This window comes from Pleurocapsa minor HA4230-MV1 (assembly GCA_019359095.1).
In the GTDB taxonomy this organism is placed as follows: Bacteria; Cyanobacteriota; Cyanobacteriia; order Cyanobacteriales; family Xenococcaceae; genus Waterburya; species Waterburya minor.
The window spans coordinates 88772-101259 of sequence record JAHHHZ010000017.1 but is presented as its reverse complement, the minus strand read 5'-3'; the positions used below and the strand labels follow the sequence as shown (position 1 = coordinate 101259).

The 12488-nt window shown below is 40.5% G+C and carries 13 protein-coding genes; 5 read left to right on the top strand and 8 right to left on the bottom strand.

The features are described from left to right. Nucleotides 1–27: 27 nt before the first annotated feature. The 6 genes from KME09_07710 to KME09_07685 all read right to left on the bottom strand — a co-directional run bounded on the left by KME09_07710 (nt 28) and on the right by KME09_07685 (nt 7097). On the bottom strand, nt 28–2397 hold the full coding sequence (locus KME09_07710) for an ATP-binding protein (protein MBW4533809.1): 2370 nt from the start codon (nt 2395–2397) through the stop codon (nt 28–30). A 167-nt stretch (nt 2398–2564) separates the two neighbouring features. After that, complete coding sequence (gene trpC, locus KME09_07705; GenBank protein ID MBW4533808.1) at nt 2565–3449, bottom strand: indole-3-glycerol phosphate synthase TrpC; 885 nt, start codon at nt 3447–3449, stop codon at nt 2565–2567. 27 nt (nt 3450–3476) lie between these two features. Continuing rightward, on the bottom strand, nt 3477–4661 hold the full coding sequence (locus KME09_07700; protein MBW4533807.1) for an aspartate aminotransferase: 1185 nt from the start codon (nt 4659–4661) through the stop codon (nt 3477–3479). 122 nt (nt 4662–4783) lie between these two features. Next, complete coding sequence (locus tag KME09_07695) at nt 4784–5971, bottom strand: histidinol-phosphate transaminase (protein ID MBW4533806.1); 1188 nt, start codon at nt 5969–5971, stop codon at nt 4784–4786. A gap of 100 nt (nt 5972–6071) precedes the next feature. Next, nucleotides 6072–6269 (bottom strand): NblA/ycf18 family protein, encoded by a 198-nt coding sequence (locus KME09_07690; GenBank protein ID MBW4533805.1) that lies wholly within the window; start codon nt 6267–6269, stop codon nt 6072–6074. A gap of 180 nt (nt 6270–6449) precedes the next feature. Then, on the bottom strand, nt 6450–7097 hold the full coding sequence (locus KME09_07685) for a tetratricopeptide repeat protein (protein ID MBW4533804.1): 648 nt from the start codon (nt 7095–7097) through the stop codon (nt 6450–6452). Nucleotides 7098–7476: 379 nt separating this feature from the next. Here KME09_07685 and KME09_07680 point away from each other — a divergent pair, with 379 nt between their 5' ends. From KME09_07680 to KME09_07660, 5 genes are all read left to right on the top strand, one after another. Further along, complete coding sequence (locus KME09_07680; GenBank protein MBW4533803.1) at nt 7477–7947, top strand: hypothetical protein; 471 nt, start codon at nt 7477–7479, stop codon at nt 7945–7947. A 137-nt stretch (nt 7948–8084) separates the two neighbouring features. Further along, nucleotides 8085–8504: a RidA family protein gene (locus KME09_07675; GenBank protein MBW4533802.1), complete on the top strand. Its 420-nt coding sequence runs from the start codon at nt 8085–8087 to the stop codon at nt 8502–8504. 9 nt (nt 8505–8513) lie between these two features. Next, complete coding sequence (locus KME09_07670) at nt 8514–8966, top strand: cupin domain-containing protein (GenBank protein MBW4533801.1); 453 nt, start codon at nt 8514–8516, stop codon at nt 8964–8966. A 118-nt stretch (nt 8967–9084) separates the two neighbouring features. After that, complete coding sequence (locus KME09_07665) at nt 9085–9687, top strand: GNAT family N-acetyltransferase (GenBank protein MBW4533800.1); 603 nt, start codon at nt 9085–9087, stop codon at nt 9685–9687. Between the two features lie 49 nt (nt 9688–9736). After that, nucleotides 9737–11047, top strand: a complete 1311-nt coding sequence (locus tag KME09_07660; protein MBW4533799.1) for an AAA family ATPase — start codon at nt 9737–9739, stop codon at nt 11045–11047. Between the two features lie 69 nt (nt 11048–11116). On the opposite strand, the gene KME09_07655 is transcribed toward KME09_07660, so the two are convergent. Together KME09_07655 and KME09_07650 are read right to left on the bottom strand one after the other, a co-directional pair. Beyond that, nucleotides 11117–11884: a cobalt-precorrin-6A reductase gene (locus KME09_07655; GenBank protein MBW4533798.1), complete on the bottom strand. Its 768-nt coding sequence runs from the start codon at nt 11882–11884 to the stop codon at nt 11117–11119. 29 nt (nt 11885–11913) lie between these two features. Then, nucleotides 11914–12105: a hypothetical protein gene (locus KME09_07650; protein MBW4533797.1), complete on the bottom strand. Its 192-nt coding sequence runs from the start codon at nt 12103–12105 to the stop codon at nt 11914–11916. Nucleotides 12106–12488 lie beyond the last annotated feature (383 nt).

The following is a 12488-nucleotide window of genomic DNA, read 5'->3' as shown; positions in this document are numbered from 1 at the left end:
CATAACATTGTTTGGTATTGCTATATTTTATGTCGTTAAGTATTTTTCTACTCTGGCAACTTGTTTGGGTGCAGGAATAGTTTGATAAATAGCGATCGCCTTGTGAAAACATTTTTTACTCTGATCTTGACTATTAGCTTGTAGTGTAATTCCCCACTGAAAATAAGCTTCTGCCAGGTCACATTTGGCAGCAATTTTTTCTAGTAACACAACTGCTTGTTGATGATAGATATTAGCCTGAATAAAGTTATCTCTGAGACTCTCGATATTGCCCAAACCAGTAAAAGATTTGGCTTTAATTTGGGTGTAGTGACTAGACTGGGAAAAAGCGATCGCTCTTTGCCATATTTTTCTCGCAGGTTCGAGCTGTTGTTGATTGCAGAATATTCGTCCTAACATCTGCATAAAGTAGGCAAAACGTCCTGTATTATAGGTCGGATCTTCGAGTTCAATAATCAGGCGGTAGAGGCGGGAAGTGTTGGGATCGCAGGCACTTTTGGGTTGGTAAGAATTAACCAAAGATAAGCCTAAACTAGCTTTTTCTGACCACGGATGATGCTTTGTATTATGAGCTAAATTAATCGCTTGCTGAAATAATTCGGCTGCGGTAGACAGTTCCCAGAGGTCGATGTTGTATAGTCCCAAACTAAGCAGGGAATCTACTTCTAACATGCGCCAATAGTATAAATCGTGGCGATTTTCTTGGTTGGGTTCGATCTGTTGCTGATTGTGGCGACTGGTGGTGATCGTTTGTTGTTGAAAAGCGATCGCTCGATGAACTTTACCCGTTGTCCAGTATAAATCCCCCAGGATATTATTTAATTCACTCCGATGGCGAGTGTGTTCAATGCGATCGATAATCTGATGAATAGCGATCGATAGTGGCTCAATGATTCCCAGGCGATAGAGGGTTGTTCCTAGGGTTAAGTATTGTCCCCACTGGTTTTCCCGACTGCGCAGAATTACCTTCGCAGCAGCAGCATAATCGGCAATGGCGAGATAGTGATAGTAGGCTTCCAAAGCAGTTAAGCCATCTTGAATCTGATTGATTCTGGTAACGCTCTGGGTGAGAAAATCGGCAATTTGTTGATGTGCCTGCAACCAATCGTTTGGGATGGACTGTAATCTTAATTTAGCCTCTGCCTGTACCATTGGATGTAGCCAGTATTGACCTTGGGCAAATTCTAACAGGGAACGATTACGCAAGGATTTAATTACCTGTCGGGGTTTTGTCGGAACGTCCCACAGCAGACATAACAACCCCTCTAGGGATACTGTGGCTAAATCTTGATAGCGATAGCAACCCAAACGACACAGTAGTTTATAAGCTTGAGGATCTAGTTGCTGAAGACGATCGAATTGACTGGCTACCAGATTAGTTAAATCAGTTTCCATTAAAGGATCGTGACCGTTTTCTTGCCAATATTGGGTCAAATCACCATCATAGTCTTCTTGGACAATACCACAGAGTATTCCCATCGCTTTAGCATTACCACCATAGGTTTGATGGATTTGAGTTAGCACCTTGCCACAATCGATCGCATACCCCTGAAAATATTCCTGCCAAGCTGCCAGATCCAAACCAACCAGACGGTAATGTTCTAGATCCAAGTCGGCTTCACAAAGGCGATCGCGACTAGTAATAATGGTAGTGGATTGGACTTTGGCATCACCTAAGATCCGCAGCAGTTCCAAATAGTCTCGATGGTGAGGAATAAATCTGCCGTTTTTATCTAAAGCTGGCTCTAGATTATCAATCAAAATGCCAACAGGACGTTGTTCTAGACACCTTTTAAAGCGAGCCAGGGTAACGCCAAATTCTTTGCCTGAATCTTCGTGTAAATCGCGCTGTAGCCATTCTTCCACCACAGAAGCCACTGCTACTATATTCGTCGTTTCCTTCGCCATCAAAACTTCTAAGTTCAAAGCCAAATTTTGACTAGCAAGAAACTTTTGTGCCAGGGTAGTTTTGCCGATCCCGCCTTCTCCTTGTAAGACAATGATTTTATTACCTTGAGCAACTAAATTTTGCAGATTAGCGATCGCCCGTTGTCTACCGACAAAACCTGGTTTGGCTGGGATAACTAAATTAACTACAGCCTCCGCCGAATCAACAGTAGTTTGATCGTTCTCAAGTAACTGTAACTGCTTTGTAACCAAACTTCGCAAGTTGCTTTTAGTAACTTTTTCTCCCCAAGCTTGAGCTAGCAGTTTCCATAATAAGTAGGCTGTATCCTTAACATGTCCTTCAGTACAGCCATATTGATCCGCAATAGCGAGATATTTACGACCGAATAAAACATTGGTAATTACAGCATGTTGTATATCAGTAAGATGCTTATTGGTATAGCGATAAACTTCACGATCCACCAAAATTAATGCTGCTTCAACATTCATAATTTACATCAGACGTTTAACTGCTTACAGCAGTTTTCAATTGAGTAGACACATCAGTTTATCGAAGTAATGGGTAATGGGTAATGGGTAATGGGTTCTGTCCAACTGAAATGCGCTGTAAATCTTGAATTTAAATAGCAAAATTTAAACGGTAAATAAATTAGCGATTACGCTTCGCGTAGCCTTCGGATCGCCTGTACCAAATTATCTTGTTTTATTAATGATTCGCCGATTAAAACAGCTTTTGCTCCTGCTTCTTTTACGGTGTTTAGATCAGTGGCGGTATGTAAACCAGATTCGCTGACGATCAGAATGTCTCGCTGTTCTAGCATTTCTTTTCTCGCAGCCAAAATATCGGTGGTAGTTTGGAGATTAACGCTAAAGTCTTCTAAATTGCGATTGTTAATGCCAATCAACTCTACTCCAGCGATTTCTAGCACCCGATCTAATTCTTCTAGGGTATGCACCTCAATTAGAGGAGTCATGCCTAATGCCTTGGTAATTTTGATGAAGTAATTGAGATCTTTATTTTCCAGTACCGCAGCAATCAACAACACCGCATCTGCACCCTTGGCGCGGGCATAATAAATTTGGTAAGGGTAAATAATAAACTCCTTACACAGCAGGGGTAAATCAACCTCGGCTCTAATTAAACCAAGATTATCAAAACTGCCTTGAAAAAATTTGCTATCAGTCAAAACCGATAAACAGCTAGCACCACCGTCAGCGTAAGCTTTAGCGATCGCTACAGGATTAAAGTCGGCTTTAATGACTCCCTTAGAAGGAGAAGCTTTTTTAACTTCAGCAATCAAAGCAGGATGAGTCTTAGCATCGCGCAAAGCAGCTAAAAAGTCCAAAGGTGGTGCAACTTTCTGTACCTGCTCCCGTAGCTGTAATAAGGGCAAGCGATCGCGCATTCCTTCTACCTCAACTTCCTTGTACCAGATGATTTCTTCGAGGATATTATTCGGTTCGGTGTTGGGAATTTTTGAGCGATATTCTACTTCGCCCGAATTGACTTTGGGATTAGGATTTCTACGTCTAATTTGCATAATTGATTACTAATTACTAATTACTAATTACTGATAACAGATACCTGCTTGTTTAAATCTTCGTAGTACTTCTCCTAGGCGATCGCAATCGGCAATCAAACTAATCCGCACATAACCTTCTCCCGCTTCACCAAAGGCGTTGCCTGGGGTAATTACCACCCCTGTCTGCTGTAGCACATCGAGGGCAAATTCCGTTGAACCTTGCCCCACGGGCGTTTTAACCCAGAGATACATAGTTGCTTGAGAAACTGGGATATCCCACCCTAATTCACCCAAGCCTTTAATCAGAAAATCTCTCCTAGTACGATAGCGGTGCTGTACTTCTTTAATATACTCATCTGGTAACTGTAAAGCAGTTTCCGCTGCCTTTTGGATCGCCGAGAAAATACCGTAATCTAGATTAGTTTTGAGGGTGCGTAATCCCTGAATCACATTTGAGTTGCCAACCACAAACCCAACACGCCAACCAGCCATATTATAAGTCTTGGACAGAGTATGAAACTCAACGCCAATTTCTTTTGCTCCTGGTATTTCTAGTAGCGATGTGGGTTGATAACCATCAAAAGCTAACTCCGCATAGCAAAGATCGTGAACTAGCAATATTTCATAGTGACGGGCAAATTTAACTACCTCTTCGTAAAACTCCCGTGGTGCAGTAGCGGTAGTTGGATTATTGGGATAATTAAAATAAAGAATTTTGGCTTGCCTCGCCACATCTTCGGGAATCGTACTCAGGTCAATTAACCAGTTTTGTTCTGCCGTAAGATGGATTGGCTGAATTTTTGCTCCTGCGATCAATGGGCCCCGAAAATGAGCAGGATAAGAAGGAGTGGGAACTAAAACAACATCTCCTGGATTTACATAGGCTAAAGCCAAATGCCCCAAACCCTCTTTAGAGCCGATTAAGGGTAGAGCTTCACTATCAGGATTTAGCTCCACGCCATAACATCTTTGATACCAAGTCGTAATTGCCTGACGAAAACTCGCTGTTCCCTCAAAGGGTGGATAGCCATGATTATCAGGATTTTGCAAAGCAGCGATCGCCGCCTCAATTACAGGCTGAGGGGCAGATCCGTCGGGGTTTCCCATCCCTAAATCAATTAAATCTAATCCTTGTTCCCTGGCGCGGGCTTTTAATTCGTCTAAACGAGCAAATACGTAAGGGGGCAGGGCATCTAAACGTTCGGCACGATTAATCCAATCTAAACTCATATCCTACTGCAATCAGTTATCATAGCTTTTTATTCTCTCATCTCATGCTCATAGTTTTGAGGATTATTGTGTTTTTAAGTAATTTAAATTGTTTAAAAGCTCTAGGCTCTAGGCTCTAGGCTCTAAGTTCTAAGCTCTAGGTTCACTATTTCAGTTAGCCTTTGGAGAGTGCGATCGTTTTCTGTGGCAGTACCAATGGTGATGCGTAAACCACCCCCCGTATGACGAATTAGAGTTCCTGCTGCTTTGAGCTTTTGGGTAATATTGGCTAAAATCTGCTCCTGTTGACTAGTATCTTGTAAGCGCAAATACAGAAAATTAGCCTGACTCTGCCATACTTGAAAGCTATCGTTTGCTTGCAAAATTCCATAGACTCTTTCTCTTTCGACAATAGTTTGCTCAACTAAGGGTAGTAATAGCTCGCGTTGCTGGAGAGCTACCTTGGCTGCTACTTGAGAAAAGCTAGGAAGATTATAAGGTAAACGAACTTTTTCTAAGACACTGATTAAATCGGGATTAGCGATCGCATATCCTACACGATGAGCTGCTAAACGAAAGGCTTTGGAAAAGGTACGCAGGACAATCCAGTTACTACGTTGGGCTAACTCACTAACCGCCGAGGTTTGGCTAAACTCAAAGTACGCCTCATCAATTACAACTAAAATATTCTCAGGCAGGCTTTTTAACCATTCTAGCTCCTGATTTGTCAGGGCATTTCCCGTAGGAGAATTGGGATGTACCATAAATACTACCCGTATAGGGGGTTCTTGAGTTTCGGCGATCGCTAATTGAGCCAGATTGCAATCTAAGCTAAAATCTTCTTGTCTTGAAACCGTGATTACAGGAATGCCCAAAGTCCTGGCGAGGATGCCATACATCGAAAAAGTTGGGGTAGATACTAAGATCGAACCTTCCCCCCCAAGACAAGTAGCAATCAGCAAGGAGCGAATCAGCTCATCTGAGCCATTCCCCACCGAAATATTGGCGCTAGTTAAATCTAAATCACTTAACTTAGCCGACTCGACAACGTAATCGGCAATTAAACTCTTTAATTCATGATGACTACCATCAGGATAGCGATTAGCCTCAATTTCCTGCTGATATGTCCATGCTAGTTTAGACTTGATTTCTGCGGGTAGATCTAAGGGGCTTTCGTTGGTGTCTAAATGATCGACAATAGCAGTACTTTCACCCCCTGGATGAGGTGTATAGGCTGCCAGCTGGGCTAGATCGGAACGGATAAAAGAATGGCGATCGTGACGCGGAGCTATATGCGGAGCGGTATCCTTTAGGAATCCTTTAGGGCTCATGTTATTGATCTAGAAAGAGAGACATATTATCAAATATATCGCCTCAGTTTCTAATTCTCACCAATCAATTTAATCTTCATTAATTCAATCTCAAGCCTAATTAGCCAATATTTCGCTGGATAATTTTTTTGCTTTTATGCGATCGCTGACGATAAAAGTTATCTTTAAATAACATTTGCTTATGAAATTTAATTAATAATTCTTTAGTTTCCTCAGAAGATAAATTTTTTATTTTTGTCGTAAATACCTGGTGCATAAATTCTTGCTCCAGAGATAATTGGTTAGACTCAAGATTCATAGCTTAGGCTCCTAGTGTGTGAAGTAAGCGCGTGATAAAAACGTAGCCAAAGAAAAGTTTTTGGCTCAGGAGTGAATAGTTAGTTGGGCGTGTAAAATCCAACTTTCCTGGGGATCATAGCAGATTTATGCTGCCAGACAACAATATATTTTCAAATAATATTCATATATGTAACATTCTTTAGTAATGACTAATCATTAAAGGACTAAGTAATTCATTGAACCAACTTTGTACCCTGTAAAAATAATTAACCTCATCGGGTTTATTGGTCAAAATATTAAGTGCTGTTTGGTAATCTGAGATGGCGCAATTCCAATCGCCTCTCAAGTGATAGGTTCTGCCTCTTTCGGCATAAATTCTATCTTCTAGAGCATCACCGATCAAGAGGGCAATATCGAAGTTTTCTAGCCCTAGTTCGTACAGTTCTAATTCACGAAAAGCAATACCCTGATTAATCCAAGCGCGAATATTACCAGGATTAAGATCTAAAGCTAAATCATAATCGGCGATCGCCTCTGGGAGATCTCCTTGGGCAGCATGGCAATTGGCTCGGTTGTTGTAGGCACTATCTAAATGAGGATTGATTTCTAACGCCAAAGACAGATCGCAAAGCGCTTCAATAATTTGATTATTGCGAAAATACATCAGCCCTCGATTATTGTAGTTAACGGCATGATTGGGGCGCAAAGCAATTAGCCGATCGAGCAGGGCGATCGCCACAACATAATCCCCTTGATTTGCTTTAGCCTTAACACAGTTTTTGAGCCGCTGTTCGGTGGTTAAACTGACTGTTGTTAATTGAGGTTGTTGATTGCGATCGCTCTGCATAACATTAAATAAAAATTGTCCCAGATTACTTTACTATCTTGTCCAAAAGCTTAGAGAATTATCATGTGTCATTATTTGAACTGTCTCATGATTTTGTTAATTCCTAGGTTGAGCTGGCAATTACTGTATAAAAACTACTCGATCAAAAGTATCATGACGAAAAAAATCACAAACGTCTTCGACATAATTACGTAAATTAATTTTAATTTTTGTATCAAGATCCAGAGTAAATGTTTGGTTTCATCACAATTAATCTTTATTTTGCTCAATTGAGTACGGTTTTATACTAAATTTCTTTAGGTAGTGACTATTTTTAACATGGTCTAGAAGTATTTTAGGAAAAGTTACCAAAATTTAGATTAATTTTTAAAAAAAATATATGAATAATACAGCTTTGTTTTCTCAAGCAACTGATTTAGCAGCCGATGATTATTGCGTTTTGGGAGTAGCAACTTGTTTTGTGCGAGATGAGGGAGAAATCGAACAGCTAACAGTATTAGAACCTATTCCTTCCGCTGCTTTAGAAGCTCTAATCAAAGGCGTTCCTACTTCCTATCAATCAGCCTGTGCTAAAACTTTAGGTGAAATTTTTCAAGACGAAACTGTTAACATACCTAGCGAACTACAGGCAGATGGTGAAATTAATATCTGCGATCGCTTTGCGGAAAGAGTAGCAGCAGCAACCCGCACTTACAAGAGTCGTCCCGAAGCTCAAGCGCATATTCCTTTTGGTGTAGTTAAACAAGATTTTAATTATTCTTTGGAAAGAAAAAGAGTATTAAATACTCCTCGCATAGTAAGTACAGAAGATAACGTTAAACAGCATTCTCATACTCATAAAGTGTTATAAAATAGCTAAATTACTTTAATTTTATTGATTAGCTTGATTAGCTTAAATTGCCGTTCAAAATGGCTTGCATTTGAGCTAATTTTTTTTGAGATATCTGAGGAATAATTATTTAGATAATGAAGTAAGAAATTAAAATTATGTCAGAGTATTTACCTCAATTAATTAATCCTGATGGGTTATACGATCCAACTCCAAATGGATACAGTCATATAGCGATCGCACCACCTGAAGCAAAGATAATTTATATTGCAGGACAAGGTGGCGAGGATGAAAATGGCAATCTATCGGCTGATTTTGCCGTTCAACTTAAGCAAGCTTTTGCCAATCTGCGTATTGCTTTAGATGCTGTTGGCGCACATCCACAACAAGTTGTTAAGCTGACTACGTTGATTGTCGAACATAACGAGTCTAAACTGCAACAGTTAGGCGCTGAAGTCAAGGAGATCTGGGGAGAACAAACGCCAACACAGACGCTAATTCCAGTACCGAGATTAGCACTAGATGGTATGTTGTTTGAAGTTGATGCAGTTGTAGCCATTCCCAATTCTTTAAACTAGGAGATTCATATGTCGTTACCACTTATTTTGCAACCAGGAGAAGGGCGATCGGTTCAAATTGGGACAAGTACCTGCACGTTTAAAGCGACTGGCAAAGATACCCAGGGCAATTTTGGCTTATTTGAATTTGTGTTGGAAGCAGGAAGCAAAGGTGCAAGTCCACACATTCACAAGCAACTGACAGAAATGTTTTATGTGGTAGAAGGTGAAGTCGAACTAGAGTTGGATAATCGCAAAGTCCTTGGTACGCCAGGAAGTTTTATGCTTGTTCCAGAAAATACCCCTCATGGTTTTTCTAATCCAGGACAAACGCGATCAAAACTTTTAATCATGTTTTGTCCTGCTGACGAACGAGAAAAATATTTTGAAGGGTTAGCGGAACTGACTAAAAATGGACGACAACCCAGTCAAGAAGAATTACTGGAATTGATGCAACAATTCGACCAATACCCAATTTTATAATTAAAATATTTGCTCTCGATCCGCATGTAACTAATTCTCTGACTGATATCGATCGAATGTCAGAATTAATTACTCAATTTATCCAAGAAAAAACTAATGATGAGTTAAATTCAAAACCATGAATTCGAGCAAAATTATTCCTCTAGAAGCAAAGCATAAAGAAAATGCCATTGAGGTCATTATCGCTGCTTTCGATGGCGATCCGTTAATGAATTTATATTTTGGTAATAGCTACAAACGCTCGATCAAAGCTCTTTGGCAGTATATTTTCGATATCTCCCCAATTCAGAATTCGTTGCTTTTAGGCGCTATGGTTCGAGACGAATTACAAGGAGTTATTTTTGCCAGCCCACCAGAAACCGAAAAAAACCAAGATAAAAGCGCTATAGCTCATCTTAAAGCAAGACTGGTTGAAGAGATCGGCAAAGAAGCAGCAGAATTTTTCGATCTTTATTTTAAGCTCAAGAGCGATCGCCAACCTTCACAGCCTCATTTTTATGTTAATGCTCTTGGGGTACATCCACGTAGTCAAAGGATGGGTATTGGTAGCGCACTGTTAGAACATATACACCTCCTGTCAGATCGACATCCTGAATCTAATTGTGTTGCTCTCGATACAGAGACAGAAGAAAACGTAGCTTACTACCAACGTCTTGGTTATAAAGTCTCGTCAGCAAGTAATTTGGATCGCGTCAAGATTTGGTTTATGTTTCGAGAATAAAATAGGACTGCCTATGATTTAACATATTGGAATAACGATTAAGTAAGTGATGGGTAAGACTGCGAAAAAATCAGCCAAAAAGTTAACCAAGGCACAACAACAAGCTTTAGAGAAATTAAAATCATTTTTACGCAGTAATCATAGTTTCTTTCGCCTCAGTGGCTATGCAGGAACAGGAAAAAGCTTTTTAATCTGTCACTTGATCGAATGGCTAGATGCTCATGATTTTGAATTTGTGATTGCTGCACCCACCAATAAAGCAGCTAAAAGCTTAATGCAAGTGGGAAGTTCTCTGGGGATTAACATTGACGTTAAAACTGTGGCGCAACTTTTAGGTCAACAGCCAGAAATGAATGAGGAGACAGGAGAGGAGGAATTTACTTCCGCTGGGGATGCTGAATTTGATGATTACGATGTGATGATCATTGATGAGTTTTCCATGATTAATCGCAGCAATTTTGAAGAGATAGTTAGTGCGATCGCCACTACCATTAATACTAAAGTTATTTTTGTTGGGGATGAAGCGCAACTTCCGCCAGTCAAAGAACAGCAGCCAATGGTAGCAATTTCTGAGGCGATCGACGATACGGCAACGTTAGATGAAATAATCCGCTATGAAGGGGAGATTGCCGTCGTAGCCGAGAAGATTCGTAGCGATGAGTTATATGCCCGCAGGATGTATTCCTTCCAAACCAGCGAAGATCGAACAATTGTTTGTCAACCGCGAAAAGAATGGTTAGAAACCGTAACTGAGTATTTTCAGGCTAATGATTGTAAATCCAATCCCGACTATGCCAGATTACTAGTGTGGCGCAATAAAACTGCTGGTGATGCTAATCGATTTGTGCGATCGCGTTTATGGGGTAAAGATGCGCCAATATTCGTGCCAGGAGATCGACTAATTGCCAGAAAACCATTGTTTCGTGTTCGTCCAGGGCAAAAAGGTAAAAATAGATGGGGAGTTTTGATTAATAACTCCGAAGAATGTTCGGTGATCGAACAGCCAACGATTAAACAGCTATCTTTTGATAAAATTGCCTATCAATATTACTCGCTCCCCGTCAAGACTGATGCTGGGTTTGAAGTAAATTTATCTGTGTTGACTGAACAAGGGGAAAGACTGAGAGACGAAATGATCAAAGATTACGTTGCCAAAAAACAGTGGAACAAGTATTTTGACCTATCCAGAACTTTTGATGATGTTACCTACGCCTACAGTTTGACGGTACATAAAGCTCAAGGTTCGAGTATCGATTATGTGTTTTTAGACACGGAAGATCTCCAAGGCTGTCCCGATCTGCAAAAAATGCTCTACACCGCTTTAACCCGCGCCAAAAATAGGGTTTATATTCCTTTATAGTAAAATATCACCGAGTGCGATCGCATATTTACAGCGAATTTCAGTTGGATAGACCCCATTTCCCATTTCCTAATTGGCGATCGCTCTTTGACAGAAAGCCAAGACATTGGCAATTTCCGAAGTTTGTCGAGGATAGCTAATTTGCGGACGGGTGATGACAATTAGCGGAATTCCTAAGCTAGCTGCTACTTGACGTTTTATCTCTTCTCCCCCAGCCTTACCTGATGCTTTGGTCACTACTAGAGAAATATGCCACTGTTGCCATAAAGCTGTTTCTGTCGCCAGGCTAATGGGAGGACGGATAGCAATTAAGCGATCGCTAGTAAAACCAGAAGCGATCGCCGTTTCTAAGGATTTTATTTGAGGTAAAACTCTGGCAAATAAAGTAGCTCGACTCTGCCATGATTGAAACTTGGGTAAAACTTGGCACCCTACTGTTAAAAGTACTCGTTGAGCGGTTAAATAATCACCTGTTAAAAGACGTTCCCAGCTATCTAGTTCTATGACACCCTTTTTAATTGCGGGTTGATAGTGAGTTCTTTCATAACGCAGATAAGCAATATTTAATTGTTGGGTAACGGCGATCGCCTGATGAGAAACCTGTGTTGCGTAGGGATGAGAGGCATCGACCACCACCGCAATCTGATGCTGCTGGCAGAAACAACGCATTTCAGTTAAATTCATACAGCCGACAACTATCTTCGCCCTATCACCATATAAAGCTTGAGCCGTAGCTGTCGTCACAGTTATGATCGAGGGAATATTGGACTCAACCAGAATATTGGCTATAATTGCGCTGTCGCTCGTTCCCCCAATCAGCCAAACTTTAGAATTCATGTACCATCTAAGGGCAATAATTTAATTACTTATCTTCCCTTTAATGCCTTATTAAAATTGCGACGATAGGACTTATTCCCAGCAATTAAAACTGGCCATAATACAGCAAGACCGATCCGCCCTGGCAAACTAGCATTAAAGTTAGTATTACCATAGCCCGATAAAAACTTCCAAATCCCACCGACATAGACGACGAACAAGACAAATCCTAGAAAACCCATATCTACCCTCGCTAACCAAACAAACTAGTAGTTGCTATATTCTAACAACTGTTGAACGAAGGCAAAAGATAGAAGAATTTATTGGCAATAAAGACTAATCTTTTATACTAACCAAATGTGGATTATATCCATTACAACCCCGTAAAGCATGGGTCGGTTTTGTCACCTTAAGATTGGCAATATTCCAGTTTTCGTTGTTGGGTTGAGGAAAGGAACGAAACCCAACAACTCATTCCATACTATTAGACTGAGGCGATCGCCATCATCAATCTGCTGTCTCTGTCCTCTCTTTGCTTTTTTTTTATAACCCGCAACTTAGGTTACCTAGTTATTAGTACTAAGATACAGGTATCTAAAAAGCCAGTTAAGATTTGAGCTTTAAC